This is a genomic window from Helicobacter aurati, from assembly GCF_003364265.1.
In the GTDB taxonomy this organism is placed as follows: Bacteria; Campylobacterota; Campylobacteria; order Campylobacterales; family Helicobacteraceae; genus Helicobacter_A; species Helicobacter_A aurati.
On record NZ_NXLW01000001.1, the window covers coordinates 45,442 to 72,140 of the forward strand.

Annotated in this window: 25 protein-coding genes and 1 tRNA gene; 17 read left to right on the forward strand and 9 right to left on the reverse strand. The window is 33.3% G+C overall.

Annotated features, from left to right (window positions below; translation table 11 throughout):
* Window positions 1–74: 74 nt before the first annotated feature.
* Window positions 75–749, forward strand: a complete 675-nt coding sequence (locus CQA66_RS00230) for a lysophospholipid acyltransferase family protein (RefSeq protein WP_104763691.1) — start codon at window positions 75–77, stop codon at window positions 747–749.
* A gap of 43 nt (window positions 750–792) precedes the next feature.
* Here CQA66_RS00230 and dnaJ read toward each other — a convergent pair whose 3' ends face one another.
* Window positions 793–1,914, reverse strand: coding sequence for a molecular chaperone DnaJ (gene dnaJ, locus CQA66_RS00235; RefSeq protein WP_104763690.1), 1,122 nt, complete (start codon window positions 1,912–1,914; stop codon window positions 793–795).
* Window positions 1,915–2,008: 94 nt separating this feature from the next.
* On the opposite strand from dnaJ, the gene recR reads away from it, so the two are divergent.
* From recR to CQA66_RS00270, 7 genes are all read left to right on the forward strand, one after another.
* Window positions 2,009–2,590, forward strand: a complete 582-nt coding sequence (gene recR, locus CQA66_RS00240) for a recombination mediator RecR (RefSeq protein WP_104763689.1) — start codon at window positions 2,009–2,011, stop codon at window positions 2,588–2,590.
* A gap of 71 nt (window positions 2,591–2,661) precedes the next feature.
* Window positions 2,662–3,915 (forward strand): chorismate-binding protein, encoded by a 1,254-nt coding sequence (locus CQA66_RS00245; RefSeq protein WP_104763688.1) that lies wholly within the window; start codon window positions 2,662–2,664, stop codon window positions 3,913–3,915.
* A gap of 90 nt (window positions 3,916–4,005) precedes the next feature.
* Window positions 4,006–4,473 (forward strand): 50S ribosomal protein L13, encoded by a 468-nt coding sequence (gene rplM, locus CQA66_RS00250; RefSeq protein WP_104763687.1) that lies wholly within the window; start codon window positions 4,006–4,008, stop codon window positions 4,471–4,473.
* Window positions 4,466–4,858, forward strand: a complete 393-nt coding sequence (rpsI, locus tag CQA66_RS00255) for a 30S ribosomal protein S9 (RefSeq protein WP_104763686.1) — start codon at window positions 4,466–4,468, stop codon at window positions 4,856–4,858. The genes rplM and rpsI overlap by 8 nt, the downstream gene beginning before the upstream one ends.
* 173 nt (window positions 4,859–5,031) lie before the next feature.
* Window positions 5,032–5,108 (forward strand) — tRNA-Arg (locus tag CQA66_RS00260).
* A 223-nt stretch (window positions 5,109–5,331) separates the two neighbouring features.
* Window positions 5,332–5,643 (forward strand): thioredoxin family protein, encoded by a 312-nt coding sequence (locus CQA66_RS00265; protein WP_104763685.1) that lies wholly within the window; start codon window positions 5,332–5,334, stop codon window positions 5,641–5,643.
* A 269-nt stretch (window positions 5,644–5,912) separates the two neighbouring features.
* Window positions 5,913–7,223, forward strand: coding sequence for a hypothetical protein (locus tag CQA66_RS00270; RefSeq protein WP_104762498.1), 1,311 nt, complete (start codon window positions 5,913–5,915; stop codon window positions 7,221–7,223).
* Between the two features lie 109 nt (window positions 7,224–7,332).
* Here the strand turns inward: CQA66_RS00270 and pyrH are convergent, their stop codons facing one another.
* On the reverse strand, window positions 7,333–8,076 hold the full coding sequence (gene pyrH / locus CQA66_RS00275) for a UMP kinase (protein WP_104762499.1): 744 nt from the start codon (window positions 8,074–8,076) through the stop codon (window positions 7,333–7,335).
* Window positions 8,077–8,207: 131 nt separating this feature from the next.
* Between pyrH and rnc the strand changes: the two genes are divergently transcribed.
* Window positions 8,208–8,906: a ribonuclease III gene (gene rnc / locus CQA66_RS00280; protein WP_411698549.1), complete on the forward strand. Its 699-nt coding sequence runs from the start codon at window positions 8,208–8,210 to the stop codon at window positions 8,904–8,906.
* Window positions 8,907–8,949: 43 nt separating this feature from the next.
* Here the strand turns inward: rnc and CQA66_RS00285 are convergent, their stop codons facing one another.
* Both CQA66_RS00285 and clpP read right to left on the reverse strand, forming a co-directional pair.
* On the reverse strand, window positions 8,950–10,041 hold the full coding sequence (locus CQA66_RS00285; RefSeq protein ID WP_104762501.1) for a hypothetical protein: 1,092 nt from the start codon (window positions 10,039–10,041) through the stop codon (window positions 8,950–8,952).
* Between the two features lie 62 nt (window positions 10,042–10,103).
* Window positions 10,104–10,691: an ATP-dependent Clp endopeptidase proteolytic subunit ClpP gene (clpP, locus tag CQA66_RS00290; RefSeq protein WP_104762502.1), complete on the reverse strand. Its 588-nt coding sequence runs from the start codon at window positions 10,689–10,691 to the stop codon at window positions 10,104–10,106.
* 284 nt (window positions 10,692–10,975) lie between these two features.
* Between clpP and traF the strand changes: the two genes are divergently transcribed.
* From traF to CQA66_RS00305, 3 genes are all read left to right on the forward strand, one after another.
* Window positions 10,976–12,610, forward strand: a complete 1,635-nt coding sequence (gene traF, locus CQA66_RS00295) for a conjugal transfer protein TraF (protein ID WP_104762503.1) — start codon at window positions 10,976–10,978, stop codon at window positions 12,608–12,610.
* Window positions 12,611–12,896: 286 nt separating this feature from the next.
* Window positions 12,897–14,126 carry a ComEC/Rec2 family competence protein gene (locus tag CQA66_RS00300; protein ID WP_233707674.1) on the forward strand — a complete coding sequence of 410 codons (1,230 nt, stop codon included), beginning with the start codon at window positions 12,897–12,899 and terminating at the stop codon, window positions 14,124–14,126.
* A gap of 39 nt (window positions 14,127–14,165) precedes the next feature.
* Window positions 14,166–14,753: an HAD-IB family hydrolase gene (locus CQA66_RS00305; RefSeq protein ID WP_104762504.1), complete on the forward strand. Its 588-nt coding sequence runs from the start codon at window positions 14,166–14,168 to the stop codon at window positions 14,751–14,753.
* An 11-nt stretch (window positions 14,754–14,764) separates the two neighbouring features.
* Here CQA66_RS00305 and CQA66_RS00310 read toward each other — a convergent pair whose 3' ends face one another.
* Window positions 14,765–15,514, reverse strand: coding sequence for a carbonic anhydrase (locus CQA66_RS00310; RefSeq protein WP_104762505.1), 750 nt, complete (start codon window positions 15,512–15,514; stop codon window positions 14,765–14,767).
* 218 nt (window positions 15,515–15,732) lie between these two features.
* Between CQA66_RS00310 and CQA66_RS00315 the strand changes: the two genes are divergently transcribed.
* From CQA66_RS00315 to CQA66_RS00325, 3 genes are read left to right on the forward strand one after another with little or no spacing between them, the layout of a single operon-like run.
* Entirely contained in the window at window positions 15,733–16,473 is a 741-nt protein-coding gene (locus tag CQA66_RS00315; protein ID WP_104762506.1) for a hypothetical protein, read from the forward strand.
* 16 nt (window positions 16,474–16,489) lie between these two features.
* Complete coding sequence (locus tag CQA66_RS00320; protein ID WP_104762507.1) at window positions 16,490–17,719, forward strand: plasminogen-binding protein pgbB; 1,230 nt, start codon at window positions 16,490–16,492, stop codon at window positions 17,717–17,719.
* A gap of 8 nt (window positions 17,720–17,727) precedes the next feature.
* Complete coding sequence (locus CQA66_RS00325) at window positions 17,728–18,363, forward strand: type III pantothenate kinase (protein WP_181882206.1); 636 nt, start codon at window positions 17,728–17,730, stop codon at window positions 18,361–18,363.
* Window positions 18,364–18,643: 280 nt separating this feature from the next.
* On the opposite strand, the gene mreC is transcribed toward CQA66_RS00325, so the two are convergent.
* Genes mreC through CQA66_RS00345 form a run of 4 tightly spaced genes read right to left on the reverse strand, consistent with a single transcriptional unit; the run spans window position 18,644 to window position 22,693 of the window.
* Entirely contained in the window at window positions 18,644–19,468 is an 825-nt protein-coding gene (mreC, locus tag CQA66_RS00330; protein WP_233707675.1) for a rod shape-determining protein MreC, read from the reverse strand.
* Window positions 19,469–19,486: 18 nt separating this feature from the next.
* On the reverse strand, window positions 19,487–21,028 hold the full coding sequence (rny, locus tag CQA66_RS00335) for a ribonuclease Y (protein WP_104762509.1): 1,542 nt from the start codon (window positions 21,026–21,028) through the stop codon (window positions 19,487–19,489).
* Window positions 21,025–21,711, reverse strand: a complete 687-nt coding sequence (locus tag CQA66_RS00340; protein ID WP_115582512.1) for a 5-formyltetrahydrofolate cyclo-ligase — start codon at window positions 21,709–21,711, stop codon at window positions 21,025–21,027. Before CQA66_RS00340 ends, rny begins: the two co-directional genes overlap by 4 nt.
* Before the next feature lie 28 nt (window positions 21,712–21,739).
* A complete protein-coding gene (locus CQA66_RS00345; protein WP_104762510.1) occupies window positions 21,740–22,693 on the reverse strand; it encodes a chemotaxis protein in 954 nt (317 codons plus the stop codon).
* A gap of 127 nt (window positions 22,694–22,820) precedes the next feature.
* Here CQA66_RS00345 and serS point away from each other — a divergent pair, with 127 nt between their 5' ends.
* Both serS and CQA66_RS00355 read left to right on the forward strand, forming a co-directional pair.
* Window positions 22,821–24,131 (forward strand): serine--tRNA ligase, encoded by a 1,311-nt coding sequence (serS, locus tag CQA66_RS00350; RefSeq protein WP_104762511.1) that lies wholly within the window; start codon window positions 22,821–22,823, stop codon window positions 24,129–24,131.
* Between the two features lie 58 nt (window positions 24,132–24,189).
* Window positions 24,190–26,697 (forward strand): tetratricopeptide repeat protein, encoded by a 2,508-nt coding sequence (locus tag CQA66_RS00355; RefSeq protein ID WP_233707676.1) that lies wholly within the window; start codon window positions 24,190–24,192, stop codon window positions 26,695–26,697.
* Window positions 26,698–26,699 lie beyond the last annotated feature (2 nt).

A 26,699-nucleotide genomic window follows, 5' to 3' on the forward strand; every position in this document is an offset into this window, starting at 1 on the left:
GAATTCTCATCGGCTTTTATAGTAAAATTAAAACCATACTTTCGAATCACTTTAGAATAAGGATCTATTAAGCAATGAACAAAATCAACAAGCCTATCGAATGGTTAAGAAATAATATTCATAGGGACATTCGCAGAGAATTTGCATGGAACAATCTCCCAAAAATTATGTATTTTATCTCTAAAATCCTCTACTTCACCTGCACAAATAGATTCCATATTTCCAATTATGCAAAAGAACAAAACTTCATTGCATGTTTATGGCACGGCAATTTCCTTATGATGCCTTATCTTTACGCAAAAGTACGTAAAAAACCTAATATGAGCTTTATAACGTCGGCGCATAATGACGGTATCATTATTGAGAAGTATTTCCATTCGTTTGGTTTGCAAGCAATCAGAGGAAGCACGGGCATAGATAAAGGTGGCACAAAAGCACTGATAACAGCTATACGAGCATTAAAAAATGGACAGGATGTAGCGGTAACACCAGATGGACCAAGAGGACCCTATAAAAGCATTGCAAATGGAATATTGCTAATGGGAATTAAAAGTGGCATTGGAATTTGTCCATGTAAAATTTCACCAAAGCGATATTGGGAATTAAACACGTGGGACAAATTTTGTATTCCAAAACCATTCACAAGTATTGATTATTATATTGGTGAACCGCTTTTTTTATCACCAACTATAAATTTGGAAGAGGCAAGGAATAAGCTTAGAGAAAGTATGCAGGCTATTGACTTATAGTTCAATATTTTTCGTAATAAAAGGGATGAAAATATTCATATCATTATTTCTTTTTATTTAGCCAATTTTTAACTTTATCAAAACATTCATCAATAAACCCCTTATATGGTTTGCTGTTGTCTCCAAAACTTTCTTGTAACTTCAAAACCAACCCTCTCTGCTCCTCGTTAATATCTTGTGGGTAAGCAATGCGAATTTGGGCAATTAATCTCCCCTTTTTTGTGCTATTTAAATCTTGTACACCCTCATTAGAAAAGACAAACTGATAACCATCTGGAGTATTCACAGGAATATTAAGTTCCACTTTTCCTGTAAGTGTTGGGATTTCGATTCTACCACCCAAAATAATTGTAGTGAAAAATACGGGAACCTCGAGATGCAAATCGTTTCCATGTCGAATAAAATGCGAATCTTTTTGTACATGAACCTGAAAATACAAATCCCCTCGCATACCTCTTTTCACTTCATTTCCCTTACCGCGAAAAATGAGTTGATGCCCGTCATCAATACCTGCTCTTACATTGAGAACAAGCTCCTCATTAATCGTTTCGTAGCAATTTCCATGACACTCATTGCATCTTTGTACAACAATCCTACCCGTTCCTTGACAACTTGGACAAGCAACCTGCATTTGGATAATAGACTGCTGCATAACAATACGTCCCCTACCATTACATTTGGTACAATCTTGTAACTTACCTTCTTTAGCACCTGTGCCATTACATGCCTTACAATAACTTTTATATTTAGTTTTTACTGTTTTTTGACAACCAAAAATGGCTTCTTTAAACGTTAATGTAAGAGGCAAAGCATAATCTAAATCAAAAGCATAATGCTCTTGCTCTCCACGCGTATTGCCCATATTAAAAAAATCTTCAAAAATAGAGCCAAAAATATCGCCAAAACCGCCGCTACTCCGTGAAAATCCTTGAGATTGTAACCCTTCTTTGCCATATCTATCGTAAATTGCCCTTCTCTCACTATTGCTCAACACTTCATAAGCTTCATTAATCTTTTTAAAATTCTCTTCAGCCTCTGCATTATTGGGATTTCTATCTGGATGGTACTTAAGTGCCAATTTTCTAAAAGACTTCTTGATAGTTTCATGATCTGCATCTCTGCTTACCTCAAGGATTTCATAATAATCCATGTCCAATGAAGACAAAAGTATCTCCTTACTTTAAAATAGAATCTTGCTATTATAGTGAAAGAAAAACAATTTAATAAAATCACATAAAAATTTTGCTAGAATCATCGGCATGAAAAATTATCAACATCAATTATTTAGTTTTGATGCCCTTGTAAAAGCATTAGAAAAACTTCCAAGCATAGGCAAAAAAAGTGCTAGAAAAATGGCATATACTCTAGCAATAGAAAATGCTCCTCTAGGGTTACAAGTATCTCAAGCTATCCATGATTGTATTATAGATGTGCAGAAATGTGGTGTTTGCGGCGCATTAAGTCATGGAGAAATCTGCCATATCTGCACAGATTCTGTTCGTAAGAATGGTTCTTTATGTATTGTATCTCATCCCAAAGATGTTTTTTTAATTGAAGATATAGGTGAATTTAGTGGAGTCTACTGTGTAATAGAAAATTATCAAAACTATAACTTTGATACACTAATTAAAAGAATCCACAATGAAGCAATAAAAGAAGTTATTTTTGCTTTTAGCCCGTCATTGCAAAATGATATTTTAATTATGTTTATTCAAGAACAATTAGAAAATCTAGAACTTATCTTTAGTAGAATCGCTCAAGGCGTGCCTTCTAATGTAAGTTTGGACAATATTGACCATTTTTCTCTAGCACGAGCCTTTAGTTCTCGCATCAATTTGTAAACTTTCAAAATCACTAAGCCATATACTCAAATTACTCAACTTCTTAATCCATTCTGTTAAGGACAAATCTCATGTATATCTATGGCGAATATATTTATTCGTGTCATCTTAAAACGATTACTGCTTTTAACTATCAAGAATTATTAACATGCTTTGCAATACTACAACATCATATTGATACACAAGCAAATGGATATTTTTTAGGATATTTTTCTTATGAAGCAGGTGTTCTCATGCAAACTTATGGTAAGGATCTCTTTACTCAAGTTTATGAAAACATAAACCAAATACAACAAAAAAGGCTAGAACCAATTGCTTATTTTAAATTATTTGCAAAACGTCAAAAGATTCCAAAAACATTTTTTAAGCAAAGTCAACCTCTCGATAAACAATCAATAAACTTACAAATAATCAAGAATATTGACTTAAAAACCTATCAAACGGACTTTTTCTCAATAAAAGATTCTATTGCAAAAGGAGACACTTACCAAGTAAACTATACGCAAGAAATGATTCTACGTCCTACTCCATTATCACAAAGCAATATCGACACAATGAATCCTATTTATTTATATCACAATCAAAACAAACAATTGCATACAAATATTCATTCTGACTTAAGACTCTTTCAATCTCTTTGTAGCAAACAAAATGCTCCCTACAAAGCATTTTTCCATAATGAGTTTCTCACCTTGCTTTCTTTTTCTCCTGAACTTTTCTTCTCCATTAAACGGCGGCATATCACAACGCAACCCATGAAAGGCACTATACAAAGAGGAACAAAAAAAGATTCAAAACACAGCTTTCGAATCAACAAAAAGAGTGATAAAAAACTCAAAAAACAACTACAACAAGATAGTAAAAATCGCAGCGAAAATGTTATGATTGTTGATTTGTTACGTAATGATTTAAGTCGTATCAACAATATCAAAAAAGTGAAAGTAAAAAAGCTTTTTGCGATCCATAGTTACACTACATTACACCAGATGATTTCTACAATACAAGCAAAATTACCAAGATCCTTTCAACTCTTAGATATTTTTCTTTCACTTTTTCCTTGCGGCTCTATTACTGGTGCTCCAAAACTAAAAACGTTAGAGATTATACAGAGACTAGAACAACGTAATAGAGGAATTTATTGTGGTGCCATGGGAGTCGTGTCTAATAAAAAAATTATCTTTAGTATTCCAATCCGCACACTCATAAAATATACAAATGAAAAATACTATCGATATGGTGTAGGAAGCGGAATAATCTGGGATTCTAAATTAGAACAAGAAATACAAGAGCTACAACTCAAATGTGCTTTTCTCACAAAAGTATGACGCCAATATAAAATATAGCTTAATTTCAGCTAAGTTTAATAAATAAATGTCTATAATCTCGTTTTTTAAAAAAACAATTAAGGTTTTATTATGGAAATAACAAAAACGCCAAAACAGAGTGAAATAACACGTGATTGGATTGTAATTGATGCCAAAGACAAGGTGTTTGGTAGACTCATAGCAGAAATAGCCATTTTACTGCGAGGTAAACATAAACCTTGCTTTACCCCACACTTAGATTGTGGTGATTTTGTCATTATTGTCAATGCTAAAGCGGCAATTTTCAATGGCAACAATAAACTAGAAGATAAAAAATATTTTACGCATTCTGGTTACTTTGGTAGTACAAAATCTAAAACATTAAGTGAAATGTTGGAAAAACAACCTGAAAAGCTTTATAGACTTGCAGTTAGGGGTATGTTACCCAAAACAAAATTAGGTAAAGCAATGCTTAAAAAACTCAAAGTTTATGTTAGTGAGAACCATCCTCATACAGCACAAGTAGCAGATTCTAACGCTGCCTTAAATAAAGATTCAATAAAGGATAATAATGAATAGAGTTTATGCAACAGGCAAAAGAAAAACAGCCATAGCAAAGGTTTATTTGAATATAGGTACAGGGAAACTTATTATAAACGGTTTAAGTTTAAATGAATGGTTAGGCGGACACGATTCTATTAAAATGAAAGTTATGCAGCCGTTAATGTTAACTAATCAAGATAAGTCTGTTGATATTCATGCTACAACTCTTGGAGGAGGATATTCTGCACAAGCAGAAGCATTAAGAAATGGTATTGCAAAAGCCTTAAATAATCTCGATAGAGAATCTTTCAGAAAAACATTAAAAGATGCTGGATTGCTCACTCGAGATTCAAGAATCGTAGAACGTAAGAAATATGGTAAAAGAAAGGCAAGACGTAGTCCTCAATTTTCAAAACGATAATCAGATCTTTGATGGTATTTATTCTAATTTTCAGGGAATATTATATAGATTTTTCGATTTTTTATCACACAACAAAACGTCAAAAGTTTCTATTTAGGTACACTTGCTGTCCTGATGGGAATTCCAGACATTTAACGATAATTAACATTTTTTAGTTATACTATATCATCGTTGTGCTCGTAGCTCAGTTGAATAGAGCAACAGGTTGCGGTCCTGTAGGTCGGGGGTTTGAGTCCCTCCGAGCACGCCATTCTCATTTATCTGACAATTCCTATTAACTCCTTAATCGATTATTTAATTTGATTGGATTATTTATAATTTCTAAAATATAAAATATCTTTACGCGCTTGCAATAGTATATTCCTTTCTTACAGATTTAAAAGTCAAATATATTAAACACCGAACTCAATATTGCTTAGTTATTTATAAAAATAGCTTAGAATCTCTCAACCATAAAAACAAAAAGGATAATAATGAGAGAACTAACACAAGGAACATATTTCGATTCCATAGCAACAGGTATAGCGGTAGTGGATATAGGCGCAGCTTGGTGTCCAGATTGCAGACGTATCGAACCCATTATGAACGCGTTAGAAAATGAGTATAAGGATATTCAATTTTTTACTGTGGATTTTAGTAAAGAAGAACAATTAAAAGACACTCTCAACATACAGAGAATTCCTACCCTTATCTTTTACAAGAACGGTGAAGAAGTCGGGCAACGGTTAGTTGAACCACATACTCGTGCGATCATTGAAAAAGAGATCCAAGGACTTCTTGGATAGAATCTTTTATCTACCACTCAAACTCCATAGCTACTTGCATAAATCAAATGATTATATACTGAAATATATAATCTTATATAACCTATTAAAAGGTTAAATTGTATATTTTTGACAAAATTCATAAAAATATCATTATAATTATATTTTTATTATCTCTATTAAATTCTAAATTTAAATGTTATTGACTTGATAAAACAACAATAAATCTTATAACAATTTTAGAATTAGAAAATTTTTACGGTTATATATTTATATTATTAGGAGCTAGCATGTCATATACAATACGCAAACTACTTATTACAACAGCCATAGGTATGGCAACCTACTTACAGCAAGCTCTAGCTGCAGACGATAAGGTTAATTTAACAACACATGGGAGGTTAAGTCTAGGATATTTTGGTAATAATGGACAATTTATAGGCAATAGCAATGCGCCCGGACTTTTTGGACTCAATGCACATATCATGGCAGACTTTGAATTAGGTACTCATTGGAATGTAGGAATGGGTGCGGTGGGTATTTGGAATGTCTGGACTCTTTTTCCATTTCAAAACGCAGGAATAAATTCCAATGGAGACGTATCCGACATTTATATATCCTATCATAAGGGGGGCTTTAAATTAGTTGCAGGACGTTATAATATAGATATGGGAAAAACCATTATTAGATCTACTGATTTTATTAATGGACCATTACAAGGTATAAGCATACAATGGATTCCAAATAATAGCTCACCATTCCGCATGTGGTTTAGTTATATTAATTCATTTTTAGATAATGGCTTTTTACCAGGTAGAATAGGCTCTGATTTAGCACAACTAGCACCCTACTTTAGTAGCGGGAAAGTTAAATTAGGGGGAGAAGTGTTTGTCTTCGGAGCAGATTATGATAAAGCAATAGGTAAAGGTGAACACAGAATCTTCTTTGCTCCATGGATACTCCTAAATACTAAAGCCCCAGCAACAAATCCAACAACCACAATAAAATTCGACCCACTTCTTCAAGCAGGAATCAAAGCGAGATTTGGCTTTAACATCAATGAGGCATGGCAATCTATTACTGGAGGAAATGCGATATTCCAATATGGAAACGGAACAATGCCAAATACACTAGCCGATGACTTCTTGGGATTTTTTATCATCGATGAAGAGATTAAATACACGCGATGGCGCACCAATAATGAAGGAAAAAGATATATAGATTATTCCATCTCTATGGGAATCGGATTTAGAGGCATATTTGGTAATACTAATGCAAGATTCTTTACTATCAATGATAGAATTAGATTTTATGGTAAATTCCTTAATGGCGCACAGTATGGTGTAGGCAACACTTTAACTATGTATATTTTTAGCAAAATGGAGCATAGACTATTTGAAGCTCATGTATTGCTTGGTGCTGGCACATATAGTGAAGTAAGCTTGGTTGGACTATATAAAGCATATAGACAAAAAAGACTCGATAATGCAAGTTCATCACTAGGTTTTGATATAGGTGCGGGGTATTCGTTTGCTTCCTCTAGTGTAGCACCTATCGCAGGCAATCATGGCTTTATGTTATTTGGCAAGCTCTCTTACTAATTCCATTAGTTAATTAAAAAATCACTAAAAATAAAATTGGGATCTAGCGCAAAATGCAAGCTTCTTATATTGAGGTTTGCAGACACGTTTCATTATATAAAGATAATAGTTATTTTACAAGAGAAAATTCGCCTTTTTTATACACTAAAACATCTATCAAATGTCCAGCTTTAAACATATTGCAAACTATAATTGGCAACTTATTATCTTTTGCTAACGCTATGGCTGTATCATCCATAACACTAATATGTTCTCTCAACGCATCATCATAACTTAGTTTATCAAGTAATTTAGCATCTTGAAATTTACAAGGATCCCTATCGTATACTCCATTCACTTTAGTAGCTTTCACAATAACCTCTGCTTCAATTTCAATAGCACGTAACACCGCTGCTGTATCTGTAGTGAAATACGGATTCCCTGTGCCAGCACCAAAAATAACAATCCTTCCTTTTTCCAAATGTCTCATTGCTCGCCTGTAAATATAGCTCTCGCATACTTCTGTAATATCTATACCACTTTGCACACGAACGTCCAATCCTAAACTTTCCAATGCCTCTTGAATCGCAACAGCGTTAATTACTGTAGCAAGCATTCCCATATAATCTCCGCTTGTTCTTTTGATTAATCCGCCTTGTGCCGCAGTTACACCGCGAATAATATTGCCGCCACCGACCACTATACCAATCTCTAGCCCCTTATCATAAAGTCCCTTAATCTCTTGGGCGATAAACTTAAGAATATCCAAATCGATTCCGAAACCATTCTCGCCAGATAATGCTTCACCTGAAAATTTAATTAATACTCGTCTCCTCTTGCTTGATTCTATATCTTGATAATTATCAATCTGCATTATCTAAACCTCACTATTAATTTAACAAATTATAATTTTTTTATTTATATAAATTTATAACAAAAAAGTAATTTTATATTTTTTGCTACAATTTGAGAATTTCAATAGATTCATTTATAGCTAAGGAGATAATTTTGGATTCCTATCAACGCAATATAGATAAATTGCAAAAAAAACTTAATTACATTTTCAAAAATACCAGCTTATTGAAAGAATCTCTAACACATAAATCATTAAAAAAGCCCTACAATAATGAAAGATTAGAATTTTTAGGAGATGCAGTTTTAGACTTAATTGTGGGAGAATTTTTATTCCATCATTTCAAGGATAAATCAGAAGGTAGTCTTTCTAAAATGCGCGCCAGTTTGGTAAGTGAAGTGGCATTTTTTAAACTAGCACGTGCTATTAATTTAGGCGAATACGTTCTACTTTCTACTTCTCAAGAAAATAATGGTGGCAGAAATAGACCAAGTATTCTTAGTGATACTTTCGAAGCGATTATGGGTGTTATTTATTTAGAATCTGGTATAGAAGAATTAAAACGTGTTTTTTACCCACTTATGCAGCAAGAATTTGAAATCAATGAAAAAATGCTGTTTGAGGACTACAAATCTGCTCTACAAGAATACACACAAGAAGTTTTAACATGTATTCCAGATTATCGTATTATCAATGAAGAAGGACCAGACCACGAAAAAACATTTATGGTTGAAGTAATAATCAATGGGGAGAGCATGGCTAAAGCAAGTGGACATAGTAAAAAAAATGCGCAACAAAGAGCGGCAAAAATTGCCTTAGAAATTTTCACTAACAACCAAACTAAAATATGAAGCTACATTTCATTTAATGGGTAAATAACAAAAGCAAAAGGAATCACTCCCAAGTTGGAACAAGACGTATATCATATTCGTTAATAAAATTATAGAGATATTTATCTCTATAATTATCTTCTAACAAATCCCGAAACATAAAAAACTTTTCACCAATGTTAATAGGGCGACTATTAATAGGACGTATAAGCAATTTGATACTTCTCTTATGTGAGTAAATATCAAACATTTTACCTGTATCAGTTACTATCTTATACAGATTTTTTTTAAGTTCATTGCTAAGAGAAGGGTTCTCTGCTATATCTCGGATAATTGCAGCTATAAGACTCTCTAATTGCGCATAATATAATTGAGAAAGTCCAGTATTTTTATGCGCACTATCATCAAAATTGAAAGAATGCGGATCATAATATCCCCTACTAAACACATCAAAGACAGATTCTGCTAACTTAGAAGTACGTATGTCGATTCTAATTTCTTTGATTCCAAAATTATATTGTCTCAAATCATTAAAGACCTTTTGCTGTTTTTGTAAATCATTTACAAGAGAATATTCATCTATCTTTTCTTCATATTCACTTGTATTGTTTAAGATTTCTAAACGGTTCAAAACATTATCAAAATCTTTTTCATAATGCGACATTGCCACGTCAACGCCACCATAGCGATAAGCAGGTGAAGTTATAAAATACTTCGCTTGAACTATTATCGTTGCCCTAGCTGTTTTAATAGTGCAATGATCTATAAAGTCTAAACTCTCATTATGCAATGAACGAGACATTTCACAGGCAAAAGATGAAGTCCCAGGAAGAATCTGAAATAAATTAGTACGTGAAATCCAAGATGATTGGAATGTACCTGAAATTTTTTGTAGGGCTTTATCTTCTCCTAGAAATGTTGTTTCTAAAACTAAATTATTAATTTGCAATTCTTCATTGCCTATAGGCTGAAACATGCAGGCTGCAACAACAGAATCCCCTTGACAATGATAATTCATATATTTATATTTCCCGAATGTTTGTTTTAAACTTCTTTCCATAAAATTCAAAGCATTGCTTTTTGTAAGGGCTACAGCACTGCTAACAACATAAAAAATACCCATCAGAACTATTTTTGTGATACTAAATCGTGACATAAAACTATCCTTACTCTATTTTAAATCTATGAGCAAACTCACCAAAATATCAGCTCAAATCACTAATGTGGTTGTCTAATCATTACTTCATCAATAATTCCATATTTCGCTGCCTCATCGGCACTCATATAAAAATCCCTCTCACAATCTTGCGAAATTCTTTTGATACTTTGTCCTGTATTTTTTGCCAAAATATCATTAATAATCTCCTTTAATCGCAAAATTTCTTTTGCTTGAATTTCAATATCTGTTGCCTGCCCTTTTGCCCCTCCTAATGGTTGATGTATCATAATTCGTGAGTGAGGTAAAGCGTATCTCTTGCCTTTTGCTCCGCAACTCAACAAAAATGCTCCCATAGATGCTGCTTGCCCTACACATATTGTACAAACATCCGCCTTAATATAATTCATGGTGTCATAAATACTAAAGCCGCTAGTAACGCTTCCGCCTGGTGAATTGATATAAAGAAAAACGTCTTTTTGAGAATCCTCTGATTCTAAAAACAAGAGTTGCGCTACAATTGAACTAGCAATCCCATCATCAATCTCGCCACTAAGCATGATGATTCTATCTTTTAATAGCCTTGAATAAATATCATAGCTACGTTCCCCGCGGCCAGTTTTTTCGATAACATAGGGAATATAATTCATAAATTATCTCCTTTGAAATAAAATAATAAAGACTCTTTTCTGTAGTCTTGAAAATAAGCTAAAGTTATAATTATAACCAAATACCAAGAAAATATTAGGAATGGTTTGGATTTAAAAATCAATAATTTATAATAAAAATCTTTATAAAATTATTCCTTGACTCGATATTTAGAATCTTGTATAATAAAGTAGCCTGTTATTTTATTATCTCGCTACAATACTACATAATATTACATTAGTGTTTGAAGGCATTATTATGAAAAATAAACAAAAGATACGCATAAATGAAAGTCTCGGGTTATAAGGTTAGATTACCGTTCATTATTGGTTTGTTGAGTAGTCTTACAATAGTCCATGCTATGGAGTTTGGTACAATGGGGAATTTATCCGCATCGATGGGCGGTGCTGGAGTCGCTCTTAAAAGTCCTTTTGGACTTTACTATAATCCTGCTTTGATTGCTGCAGATTCTAAAACTAGAATCGGATATAGTGTTGGTATAGGTATCGAGCAATCCAATCTGGACAAACTCACAAATCTTGATTTTGCAAAAATATTCGATTCGCTTGCAAGTGTTGGTAGTCAACTAGCTGGTGGCTCTAAGACAACCACCAATCAACCAAATGCTGCACAAACAGACAATCTTAAGTCCTCTCTTGTTCAGGCACTACAAAACGTAACCAAACAAAACAATGAAACAAACTTAGACAAGCTATGGACACAATATCAAGCGCAACATCAAGGAAATACAAACCACTCACAGCTTGCAAACGAGCTTAACAATGCAATTCAACATTCGAACATGTCTCAAGAACAAAAAGATCTTTTTAATGATTTTGCAAAATCAGTAGATTGGAATAACTTTGATATTGCAAATGGCAAAATTACACAAGCGACTATTAAATCTGGCAGTAACGGAGCACTCGATTCGGCTATGAAAGACTTAAATACTCTTTTTGAAGTTTTGAAAAACAATAATATGAACGTACGAAGTCAAAATGGCATTGTGTTCCAATTTTCAAACAAAATTATGAATGAAAAATTTGGTAGTATTGCCTTAGGACTTTTTAATACTGCCCAAGCTGGTGTTTCATTGGTCGGCGACACAAATAAAATGCGACTTATCTTTGGCGATTCAAATGATTACTATGAATTAGCAATCAGCAATGATGGCTACACTATAAAAACCTCTTCAAAAGATGAATATGAGAAATATTCCCTTTTACAATCAATCGAAGATGGTAATGCGCATAAAATTGCAAGTTCAATATTTAGTGTTACAGAACTACCGATAGGCTACGCTTATAGAAATACAATCAATAAATCAAATCTAAGTATTGGTGTAGCCTTTAAAGTAATGCTAGGCACAAGTCTTTATCATGAACAATATTTGGGTAAAAAATTAGCATTTAAATTTGGAGACTTTGCTAATAATATTCAATATGATACCAATATAGGATTTGACATAGGGGCACTTTACGGATATAAAATAGCAGAAGATAAAGAGTTTTCATTGGGGTTTGTTGTTAAAAATATTAATTCACCAACATTTGAATTTGCTAACGCACCAACAGTTGTGATTAAACCTCAGTATCGCGCAGGAATAGCTTATAATGGTAAACGATTTTCTTTAGCTTTTGATGCTGATGTTTTGCCCAATGAAGTGTTAAATTATAGTAATAGGGGTTTACTCTCGCAGGTGGTTGGTGGCGGTTTTAAACTCGACTATCGCTATCTTGATGTTCGAGGTGGTCTCTCATACGATTTAAAACAAGATAATGGTGTGATTCTTACTGCTGGTGTGAATATTCTAGGATTTATAGATATTGCTGCAGAGGTTGGTACAAAATGGGTTGATTATTTCGGTATTAATGCGCCGAAATATGCAAATGTACGACTTGGGGGAAGCTTTAGCTGGTAATACCAAAATATAATGATAGATTCTAGCAATTGTGTAATCATGTTATAGAATCAGGTATTAGCCTGAATTGCTTATGCTCAATAATGCTCACTCCATAAGGCAAATAATCAATACTATCTCATATATATGGGATCGCATACAAAACATCTATTATATTAACACTCGTCATAGCAAAACAGCCTACTTTAGGATAACTATTCCCCCAAAACACTATTTTTATCTCATACTTTGTTGTCTCTCTATACTATGTATCAATCTTTACAACAAATATCAAATATACAAACAATTGCAAAACGGACGATCTTTTGAAGCCCGTATCGTAAACCATTATCCAAAACCACAAACCCATATAAAAAATAAATCGCAAAGCGAAATTTTCAAATTTCAAGATACATTTGGTAATACATATTATGGAACATATCGAGGAAGATTCAAAAACCTACAAGGTATCCAAGCAAGAATCTACGGTAAAATTTACCATTGTAGTTTTTGGCAATTTTTTAAAGGCTGTAAAATTTATCATTCAAGTTTTGACATCATTCCTACACATTCAGTAAAAGCAAGACTCACTAAGTTTGTAGAATCGCAGCATCAAAATGCCCTTATAGCGAACCTTTATAATGCTTTATTTTTTGCAGAGACATTGCATAAGCAGTTGCGTGAAATAGCCATCGCATTGGGCATATCTCATCTTATTGCAATTAGCGGACTTCATCTAGGAGTCTTATTGGCTGCATTTTTTCTTTGCATCACGCCTTTATACTTTCTTGTTCACAAACATTTTTTTTGTTATCGTAATGCAATGTATGATCTAAGCTGCTTAGGACTTTTATTTGGATTCGCGTATTTAATTCTTATTGATTTTCACCCTAGTTTTCTTCGTGCGTATATCATGGCTTGTATAGGGTTTTTTATGTTATATCATGGCATTACAATCTTTAATATGACGAATTTATTTCTCTGTGTTCTTTGCGCCATTGCTCTTAACCCAAACCTATTATGTAATATAGGTTTTATTCTTTCTATCTCTGGTGTGTTTTATATCTTCTTATTTATACGTTACATTACAGAATCTCAAAAAACTCCGACTACCGACCTATGCAAACATCATGCAAAAAAAATATCAAAAGCTTCCCAATTAATAAAACTACTATCTTATTCCGTACTCCTTACAATAATAATATTCCTACAAATGATGCCAATTGTGCATGTTTTCTTTCCTTATTTTTCGTTATGGCAACTCATTTCAATTCCGCTTAGCATTATTTTTCCTCTAGTATTTCCATTACTTATCTGCATACATATCATTACGTTTGGTAGTCTTTTTGATTCTTTAATCGAAAGTATCATATCCAATGATTTTTTTCTTTCACAAGTAACAACACCTTTGTGGATTCTCATCCCTTATATCCTATTAAGTCTATTGGCAATACGTTATAAATGGGCTTATGTTATTAACCTTTGTGTTGCTTGTGGATTCTATATCTATAATGTCATAATTTTCATTCATTTATAGCTTTGGATATAATACAAAGAAATATACAAGGAGAATATTTTGGTAATAGCTTTTTTTGATTTTGATGGAACAATTACAAAGGGAGATTCATTTGCATTGTTTTTACAATTTCTCTTAGGGAAAAGGTTTTTCATAAAAGCCATACGCAATATCCCGTCTTTATTGTTGTATAAGATGGGCTTACAAGACAATGCTGTAACAAAAGAAAAATTTCTTGTCTCTTGCATAAAAGATATGGACATAGATCACTTCAAAATCAAATGCGAAGAATTTACTCCTATTCTGCAAAAATTCTGCAAAAATTCCGCTGTACAAAAAATCGATTGGCATAAAAAAAATGGGCATCAAGTTGTATTAGTTTCAGCAAGTTTCGAAGAGTATTTACGTCCTCTTTGTAAACTATGGCAAATAGATTTACTAGCTACAACTATGGAAGTAAAAGAAAACAAACTTACAGGAAAATTAGCCAGTCTAAACTGCTACGGTAAAGAAAAAGAAAGACGCATTAGAGCATATTGCAATCTTGAATCTTACCAAAGCATTTATGCCTATGGAGACACCATAGGTGATAAAGAAATGCTAGCTTTAGCTAGTCCTAATCAGGCTTTCTTCCGTATTTTTGAGTAACATTTCCTAAACTAATAACTCACATTAACAGTCCTGCCATTAAGCGGCTGAATATCCCTTGCATTGTCTTTTAATATCTTATGTAACGCTTGTAATTGCGACTTTGATGCCTGTATTGATTCCTGCATAACAACCCATGTAACATTACCACTACAAGGCGGTGTAGTAAGGCTACCTTGGAACTCATAATAACCCATCTTCTGTGGCAATAACGTCTGTAGTGCAATATCTTTAAAAGGCTTGGTTACGTTAACCTTATTTGGAACAGCTTTGATGATAGATTGCAATGCAGGGTTTGCTTTACCTTCTGTAATAAAAATACCGATAACAAGGATATTTCCTTCAGAATCCTTATGCACTAAATGTACTTCAGCTGGATAACTCTTGCCATTTACTTGATTTTCAGAAGGTGTATGAAAATGCAGCTGAATAAGTTTATAATCCACATCATTAAAAGCTAGTGAATTATCGCCATTAAACCCTACCTGAACCGTATGCCCATTATTGACAATATTAGACGAATAATTTGCATAAGTTTTTTTCAATGAAAAATTAGCATTAACTTTGATAGTTTCAGAATCTAAAATATTAATAGGTGATTGGAATTTTTCAGTTTTACAAGAAGCATAACTTTCATCCAAATCACCCCAAACTTTAGGTCCCGTGCTTCCACTATAACTCCAATGAACATGGTGATCTGCTCCGTAAGAAAACGTCAATAATAATGCAGCAATAACGGTGTTTTTTAAAAATAACTTCATAAATAAAATCCTTTTAAATTAAAATGTAGAACATTATAATAGCTAAAATTACAAAAAAAACTTATATATCAATTAGAATATCTTTAATCTTATGAGGTTGAAATAAATAATGTAATGCTGCTATTAATTTTCATAATTCCCCATAACAACACGCTTAGATTTCAGTGCCATTAAAGTTTTTTTGTTATTATTGAGCATTTTTGATTTCAAGGAACACAATGTCTTTAGAAAGTAATCTACATAAAATTACAGAGAGATTTACAAAAGACCAGAATAGCATTGCTAACGCTTTCCGTTTAGAAATACTCTACAGAAAATATAAAGTGCTTATTTTTACAATCGTGTTTATTTTTATAGCTGGAATAATTTTTTTTACCATCCATTCCTATCGTGCTAAACAGATACTAGAAGAATCAAATCAAATATTTTCACAATTACGTGAAATGAGTAATGATGAAAGTAAGTTACAAGAACGTAAAAAACTCGAAGAGCAATTGCAACATATCGCTCCTGTTCTTTATGATTTTTACATTTACACGCAACTACAAGATCTCCCCTTAACACAATTAATGCAAGAAGAAAATCTTGCAAAATTACAGAATCTTTTTAAATCGAAAAATGAACTTATTGCCACTCTGGCAATTTATCAACATGCTATTCTTACTCAAGATTTGCATGCTCTGGAATCTTTTTACTCAAAATGGATTGACAAAAAAGAGACGCAATCTTCATATTTTAACGATATTCTAAGAGATAGAGCCCTACTGCAAGCAGCATATATTTATTTACAAAATGACAATATAGCTAAGGCGCATGAACTGCTAGATTCTATTACTCTTAAAGATGGTAATCAATATATCTTTAAAATAGCAAAAGAACTTAGACATTATGGACTCTTAGATAATGCACTAAATTCTCAAACTATCCAGTCTAACAATACCGCAACAAATAACCAATAAAGCATGAGGGATTCTAATGAAAAGTCTGGTACGCCATAGACAATATCTATTATTTCGCACTAAAAGAATAACTATCTCAAGTGCATTAGTGAGCAAAATCGTTCTTGTTTACCGATATTCCGCTATAACCGCCTTAATTGCTCTACTTGTTACTTTTTTAGGATGTGATTCTCAAAAAAATTTTAAACCAAACATTATAAAAGGGAAAATCACCTTTAATTCTTCATTAGAGCAACCAATTATCCAAGCAACAAGAGTTAGTGCCCGCTTAAAAAACAATACAGCTATCTCTTTAGATTCTAAAATCATCAAACTACAACCAAACCAGAATCTTCTCTTTCAAGATTCTCAAGATTTATTAGTTACCAATGGTTGCACGGGCATAGAAATATTACCCTATACAATCCAACATGATTCGCAAATTATCCCACAAAAAGATCATGCGATACATGTTGACACTCAGAGTTGCGTTATTTCTGCAAGTAAAAAAGACAATATGGTAGCAGGAGTACTAGCAGACAACACGCTATTCTTATACAACACAGCCACTAAACAAATGATTTTCACTGACAAAGGTGAATCGATTTATGCTATTTCATCGCTCAATGCGAATCCTGTATTTTTGGATACAGTTGTGATATTCCCTACACTTGACGGTAGGCTTAGTACATTAAATATAAAGCAACAAAAAATTATTAAAAATATCATTGTAAATACTGAAAAATTCCTTAATAATATTATTTATTTACAAGTTCAAAAAGACGATCTTATTAGCGCAACACAAAAAAAACTTTATACTCTCACTCGAGGGGAGTCTTACTCCAAAGATTTAGAAATTCGCGATGTGTATTTTGATGGTAATTTTATTTATGTATTAAGTCTGAATGGCATCATCTACCAACTAGACAAGACTCTAGCCACAATGCAATCAGTCAAACTACCCTATGCTAACCTCAACGGAATAATCGTTAAAGAAGGGATACTCTATACTCTTGAAAGTCATGGAGGATTCTTAATCGCATTAAATACAAACGGGTTTAATTATGATGTATTTAAATTGCAGGGCTTTAAAAGGAATGCAACTACTTTCTATACAAACAACACTTTCTTTATCGATAATAAAATATTAAATCTCAACGAACCTTATCACACAACAATCTACAAAATCAAACCGCAAACCAATTCCCCTACACACCAACAACTAAACTCTCATCAAGTATCACCACTACCAAACAAGGACAAATAATGTCTCATGTGATTTTATGTGATATTGGAAATTCTTTCTTGCACTTTTATTATTCAGGAAGAATCTGGAGAGAAAATCCCCACGATATTACTTTAAAAAAACCACATATCCCCATTTATTACATTAGTGTTAATCCAAGTTTCGAAAAAAAGCTGCTTGATTCTCATAAAAAATGTATAAACCTTGCTCCATACATTGATATTCCAACATCATACAAAGGATTAGGTATTGATAGAAAGGCAGCTTGCAAGGCAATAGAGCAAGGTGTCATCATTGATGCGGGTAGTGCCATTACGGTTGATATTGTTGAAAATTATAAGCATATAGGGGGTTATATCCTCCCTGGCATTAGTGCTTATCAAGAGCTCTACAAGAGTATTTCCCCTTCCCTTAGTGCTGGACTTAATCTTGGAGTAAATCTCTATTCACCACCGCAAAATACTAAAGATGCTATTAGCTTTGGAATCTTAAAAAGCATTCTATTCATGATAAAGCACACTTCACAAACAAAAAAAATTTATTTTACTGGTGGTGATGGGAAATTTTTTGCAAAGTTTTTTGAAAATGCTATCTTTGACAATACTCTTATCTTTAAGGGTATGCAGTTAGCAATTCGAGAAATAGAACAAAAACTACAAAACTGATTCTAACTTAGCATAAAGCTGTGTAAAGACTAAAACTTTGATTTGATGATTTTGATAATTTATTGCATTTTCATAAGATGAAAATAATTTATCTAGCAATAATTAACTTAAATAAGTCATTTTGCTTAGTTAAACTTGTCCGCGGAGCGCAATTACAAATCAAAAAAATAAATAAAATATCAAGATATGAAACTTATCAGTAATAAAATCGTTGGATAATTACAATCCACTAATTGAGATTCTCTCTCCAAAAACTTATGCTAAACCACCAACACCGTTACTATTTCTTTTTACTATCTACATCTTGCGCCACAATATCGTTTGGATTCAGCCGTGTGATTTGAGGAATCTTCGTATCTACAAGCCACACATAATTCAAACGATTACTAAAAGCATAAGGTTGAAGTTCTGCGCGTAAATACGCTTCTTGAAATTGAATATTACCAATTACACCAACTTCAATCCCTTCGAAAAAGATTCCATCTAAACCGCTAGTAACGACCTTATCGCCGGTTTTAATACTCTGCCAAGCAGGAATATAATCTATAATGATAGAGCCATCAGATAATGTTCTTAGAGTACCTGGGACATTATTCTCACCTATATAGACGCTATAACCACACTCGGGATCGCCATTGAGAATACCAAGCAAATGATTGTTAACAACTTTAGCAATCCCAATAGCATATCCATCTTTCACGATTCCAAATGTTTTCCTAGAATCTTTTTCTTGATCGTAGACAATCCAAACCTTTGTATAAGAACCAAGCGTAGCATAAGAAAGAACTTTAACCAAAGTAACATCCGTATCATTATAATGCCTTTCGAGATTTAAAGAATAGTACAAATTATCAAATTCCGCACGTAAAGCATTATAAGCTATATTTTGCTTTTCTAGTTGGACAATTTGCTCTCGCATTTCTTTAATCTTTTGAGCTTGATTAATATAATCTTGAATAAAAAAAGTCATATTTTGTTTTTTCTCAAGATACAATTCCTTAATGCCAAACGAAACACTAATAGCATACTCACGTAACGCGGGTATGAAACCCATTAACATAAATAATACCACCAAAATAAATACATAGACAGACAATGTTCTCACGATACATCCTTCAACGAACTATGCAAATTCTACAGCTCGCACTTCTCGAATCACATTCACTTTAATACCACCATGATATTGCAATTGCTGCTGAATATCTTTAACGATTTCTCGCGCTAAAACAACAGCTTGTGAATCATCAATAAGTTCTGCACATACAATAACCCGAATCTCACGTCCAGCATTAATAGCATAAGCCTGCTTCACACCGAATTTTTGCATGGCAATTCTTTCTAAATCTTGCACTCTGTTTAAATAATTTTCCACAACTTCCAACCTTGCTCCAGGTCGAGCAGCACTCAAAATATCCGCCGTGCAAACAGCACTGCATTCTATACTTTCAGATTCTTCATGCCCATGATGCGCCCTAATCGCATTAATCACGACTGGATGTTCCTTATAACGCAAACAAACTGCTGCTCCCAAATCCACATGACTCCCACCTATTTCATCAGTTAAAGCCTTACCAATATCATGCAAAAGTCCTGCCCTTCTAGCAAGCCTCCAGTCTCCGCCAAGCTCACTTGCAATAACACCTGCAATACGCGCTACTTCCAATGAATGACTTAAAGCGTTTTGTCCAAAGCTTGCACGATAACGTAATTTACCTATAAGTCTTTTTAATTCTAAATGTACATTCCCTATTCCCAAATCTATCACAATGTTTTCCGCATCTTGAAGAGTTTGCTCGTCTATTTGCTCTCTGACTTTTGTATATACTTCTTCGATACGTGCGGGATGAATTCTTCCATCTGCTATAAGAATCTCCAATGTCTTGGCAGCGATAGCCCTACGATAAATATTAAATGAACTAAGAATTATCACATTAGAAACATCCTCGATAATAATATTCACGCCACTTATCATTTCTAACGCTTTAATATTGCGTCCATCTTTACCTATAATTCGCCCTTTCAAATCATCGCTCGGTAGATTCACTACATTGATTAATCTTTCACTTGCATATTCTCCTGCAAAACGTGTGGTAGCTTGAGCAATAACAAAATTGGCTCTCTTTTCTGCTTCGTCTTTTGCTTCTCTCTCATATCTACGAATGAGATTCACCTTTTGTTGATGAAGCTCATCTTCCAACAAACGCAAGAGGATTGATTTTGCCTCATCTTTTGTAAGAGAAGTATAATTTTCTAAAACAGAAATAAGCTCATTGGTTGTTTGTTTATATCGCATAAGAATCTTTCTTTGTTCATCTTTACATTGCAACAACTCCCTTTTAGTTTCCTCAATAATATGGTTATTCCCTTGTGATTCTTGTAATTGCATTGTTAGTTGTTGTTCTAAATCATCTGATTGTATCTCAGGGAAAGCAATGTGAGATCTATATTGATTCTGCACTTGTTGTTCCACTATTTTATCTTGTTTTACGCTGCCAAATTGACATGACATCAATCGTTGAATCTCTGATTCTAAAGAAAGGATCTTGGCATGACTCTGATTGAGTATTACATTAATTTTAGATAAAAAAACTCTTTTTATAAGAAAAAAAGCAAGTAACCCAATACATAAAACCCCAATTATACAACAAACAACAATATCTATCATGATCTTCCACTTATATAAATATCTGCTTGTATATCATAATCATTACACAAAGAAGCATCAGAAATATTCTTTTTCCTGCTAACAAAAATGCTATATGGCTTTACCCGTAAAGTTGCATAGAATCTATCATACATACCTTTTCCAAATCCCACACGTTTCAAGTCTTTATCTACCCCTAAAACTGGAACTACTGCAATATCTATTGTAGTCATTCTCTCTATTATTTTACTCTGGGGTTCTTTTATATGAAAATAATTTTTTGCTAAAGGTAAACGAAATTCTACCATTTTTAGATCATTTTTTATAATTCTGGGCACCAAAACATAATAGATTTTTTTCTTTCGTAAAAATGCAATGATTCTATTTACCTGCACTTCGAATGGCAATGCACAATAAAGTAGAATAGAACAAAATTTCTTATTAGTCTGAATAAAAAATAGTCGCTTATCTTTTAGATACTTATAACAATTTGGTTTGCGATACAACATAATACAAGAAAGAATATCTTGCGTTATACGTTTGTCCCTAAAATACACGGGAGAATGTGCAAAATTATAATAATTTACTCCGTTTGATTCTGTTGTTTGTTTGTTTGGTATATGCCAAATTGTTTTTTTTGCGATTTGTGATTTAATAGAGCGACGATAATGCTCTTTGTCTGTGTTATTTTTTTTCAAATCCAAACTATATCTTTCACAATCTCTTTGAGAATTACAATCTTAATGCCTCTCTCAAAGCATCCTCTATTTCGGTAGGGTTAGATTTTGTAATGAATGCATTAGCCTTTAAGGATTGTGCTTTTTCAATATTAGAATCATTGGACATCGAAGAGTTAACTATTACAGGAAGATCTTTTGTTCTTTCATTGTCTCTAATATGTTTTAATACCTCAAAACCAGAAATGAGCGGCATCTCTAAATCAGTAATAACTGCCCCCACTAAAGATATTACTCCCGGACTAGCAAGATATTCCAAAAGGGCTTTCCCATTAGGAAAGGTGAAATACTTCAATTCTAACTTTTCCATAATAATTTGTAAAGAATGCTGTGCTGGTTTAGAATCTTCAGCAATAAGAACAATCTTATCACTTGCAATAGATTGTAAATTTTGAAGCTGTAACTCATGATTAGTTTGAAAAATAGGAAACGCATCAAATACCATTCTTTCTACATCCATGATTTGAACAACCGAACCATCATCAAATTTTGTTGTTGCAGTAATTTTATTATTGCCATCAAAACCATATTCACTGCCTACAACGACGGCATCCCAATTCCTTTGGATAATACGTTTTACGCTAAGTATCTTTAATCCCACAGTGCATTGAGAAAAATTACATATAACTACCAAGTCTTTTCCAGTTGAACTCTGAACAGAATGCTGCCTTAAATCTTGCTTTGGATTGTTACTATTAAAATACAACCATCTCCGCATATCCACAAGCGGCATACTCTCTCCTCGAACAGTCAAAAAACCCAAAATAATTCCTTCATTTTCTCCGGCTGTCTCTGTTAATTCTCCGTCATAATAAATAATTTCACGAATCTTAAAAACATTCATTGCATAAAGTTGGTTGTTTTCTTCATTATCCTCCAAAGTAAAACATAAAAATTGTGCTTCATTATTGAGATGAAGTGAAGTTGTCTTATCAATACTGCTTATCACGATAACTCCTCATAAAATTTTCATTAAACTAAATTCCATATTTTAACAAAAAATATTTTTGTCAAAGATATTTCATTGCATTTATTTGATATAATTCGGATTCTGATTATTTGGTTTAGGCATTACTATGATAGATACAAAGATTTTACTCAACGATTTTGACTTCGCAGCAGATAATCTCGCAACACGAGGAATAGATAAAGATACATTACAAAACCTCCAAGATAAAATTGATGCCCATAAAAAACTCAAAATAGACACAGAGCAACAACAAGCACAACAAAATAAACTTTCTAAGCAATTTAATCTTCTAAAGAATAGTGATGATTCGCAAGAAAAAGAAATTTGTCAACGTAAATTGCAAGATCTCAAAGAATCTATCAAAAAAAATAAATCAATTTTGAAAGCACAACTCAATTACTTAGAACAAACGCTTCTAATGATTCCAAATCTGATTGATAAAAAAACACCCGTTGGGAAAGATTCAAGTCAAAATGTTGAGATAAAAACCGTGCTTACTCCACCGATGTTTGATTTTCTCCCAAAACAGCATTGGGAATTAGCACAGCAAAACAAATGGATAGATATGGAATCTGGCGTCAAACTTGCTAAAAGTCGATTTTCTGTTTTGAGAGGGATGGGGGCTAGATTAAATCATGCTCTTATTTCTTATATGCTTGATTTTAATGCAAAAAATGGTTTTGAAATATGTTCTGTGCCAGTTATTGTGAATGAAAGAGCACTGCTAGGTACAGGTCAACTTCCAAAATTTGCTGACGACATGTTTCGGTTAGAAAACTTTTCTGAAGAAAATTTAACAACACAAACACTGGACAATACAAAAAAATCACAAGACAAGCATAATCTCTATCTAATATCAACTTCTGAAATAGCACTAACCAACCTCTATCAAGATACAATTATCCCTGAAGAGAATCTTCCTATCCTTCTTACCGCATACACTCCTTGTTTCCGTAAAGAAGCTGGTAGTGCGGGTAGAGATACAAGAGGCATTATTCGACAACATCAATTTGATAAAGTAGAATTAGTTGCAATTACATCACAACAAGAGAGCGAAGCAATGCAACAAAGAATGATTGACATTGCCTCTGGGCTTTTAGAATCTTTAGAATTGCCACATAGATTAATGCAACTATGCAGCGGAGATATTGGATTCTCTGCAACCAATACTGTTGACATAGAAGTTTGGCTCCCAGGACAAAATTGCTATCGAGAAATTAGCTCTGTTTCTAATTGTGCAGATTTTCAAGCAAGACGAGCTAAAATACGTTACAAGCAAGGAGGAAAAAACATTCTAACGCATACATTGAACGGTTCCAGTTTGGCAGTTGGTAGAACATTAGTAGCAATTATGGAGAATTTTCAACAATCAGATGGCAATATTAAGATTCCGAAAGTCTTAGAAAAGTATCTCTAAGGTACATAACGAAATGTTTTGCCTATATTAATTTATTACAATACTTTAGGAATAAAAAATGGCAGAAGAGGAAAAAGCACAAGATACAACCCCAGAATCTGACACCCAAGCAGCAAAACCAAAGCCTAACAAATTCAGTAAGCTTATGGCATTTTTCACTCCATTGGAAAACTTCGCAAAAGATAATGCTAAAGATCTTCCACTGATTAGAAACCTCGATGATAAGCTAGGCATCACAACCAAACGAATCATCCTTGCAATAGGTGTTATTGTATTCATTATCCTTGTGATCGTCTTGCTTTTAATTGCATTTAAACCAAAACATGATGAAACTAGCGAAGACATTTTGTCATCTCAAATGCAATCAAATGCTCCGCAAGATGGCAATAATGCAACAGGCACTTCAGATGGAAAACTAACCAAAAATGCGGGGGAAAGCCTTGATTCTATTGTTATTCCAGACGTCAACATAACGACAAAATCCCCCGTAATTGACGACAAGAATCTTGAAGCGATGATAGAAAAAGCTGATATTATGTATAAAACAGGCAACAAAGAAGAAGCATTACAGCTATTTAACCGTATTGCAAGTTATTCTAAGGCTATCGCGAATTATAACTTAGGAGTCATCAACGCAAAATCCAAAAATTACGAGATGAGCATACAATATTATGATAAGGCAATACAAGCGGGAGAGGATGTACCATTAAGCGCGATAAATGCAGCTGTAAGTGCTTTTCATCTAGGCGATATGAATAAATATCAATATTATATTAATATCGCGAATACCTATGCAAATCAAATTAGCAATCTGCCTCCTTATGCTTATTCATACGCACTTAATCAATACTATCAAGGACAATATTTCGAAGCACTATCTCCACTTAACAATAATAGTAACGTAAACTTTGATAAAGACACAAAAAGGCTCGCAGCAAAGCTCTATACTCTCTTTAATGATAATGTGCAAGCATACAATAATCTAAAAGCCGTCGCACAGAATCAAGATGAGCTAGCGTTAGGGCAACTACTAGCGAGGCAGGGGAATCTCAATGCTGCTCGCGGGCATATTTTTACTTATCTCACTCAATATCCCGAAGACTGGCATGCACGAATGACTATGCAAATCATTAGTCTTAAACTTGGTGATTTTTTAGAAGCAGCGCGTATTATTGATGAATTTGGTGCGGAACAAAAAGAACTCCATATTGCAAATCCCTATCCCATTAAAGCGCGTGTATCTCCGAGTATTTTTGACATTGAACTTGCGCAACAGCAATTTTGGGATAGAACTTTTGAACACTCCAATCTCTTAACAAGTAAGATTCTCTTTTATTATGCGCCTTATCGCGTATTTAATGTATCTGAAGCAATCAATATTATTTCAGACGGAGTACTAGATTCCAATATTAATGCAACTAATTTAGAGGAAAGTCGAGCTATCTTGATTAAAGGTGCAACTATTTCTAATATTAATCTGAATATAGCCAAGGCATTACAACAAATTAACAGAAATAACTTGCGAAAAGCTATGCGTCTCCTAAACGAATTTACAGAGCAAAATCCCAATCATGCTGTATTGCATTACAACACAGGGTTAATCTATGCCCAAATGGGGAATTTCGAACAAGCATACAAACACTTTCTAAAAGCATACCATTTGGATATGACCGACTTACAAGCAGGAGTATTTGCGCTGATAACAGGTAAGCTTATTTATAAAGATATTAGTATCCTTAATGCCAATGTAACGCAAAGTATTTTAGATAGTAAAATGCCAGAAAATGATTTGCAACTCTATATTAAATTAAAAGAATGGAATAATGATCCTAAAAAAATCGGTATCTATATTCCCAATAGCAATGAAACAAGACCGTTATCACTTGCCTTTCAATCTATTAGTGCTATACATTTACACAATATTCAAAATATTATTGCAGGCTTTGAAAAACTCAAAAAACAACAACCTAGCGATATAGTCTCTAATCTACTCTATAATTTAGCAAAAAACTATGGTTTAAACGTGAAAAATTCAGCACTGAATCTGCAACATGTCTTTAATGATCGAAACATTAATTTAGATAATGTGTTCTATGGTCCAAACCTTGCTCGTGAATTATATATCTATGTAGGATTCATTACGGGAAACTTAGAAAAACAAAAAGATTTACTCAATTACAAGTTAAGCACACAATCACAAAACCCTAACGGACTGCTTCAAGCCTTAGGATTATTAAATATTTATTTACATAATTTTGAAGAAAGCTATACAATTTATGACAGATTAATTAATACACTAAACGAAGATGATAGTATTACACGTTATATGGGTGCTGTTGCCGCTATTGGTGCTGGACAAAAAAACGCTGCTAGCCTACTTCTACAATTGTCTAAAATGGATTCTAGTACTAACTATGAGAGTCGCTATGCACTTGGTTTGCTGTATCAAGAAGCGCAAAATTATAACGCAGCAGCACAACATTATAATAGTATAGCAAACCATGGATTCCAATCTGAATTTTTAGATTTCACTATCGATGATGAAAACGTTAATGCACCAGAATGACC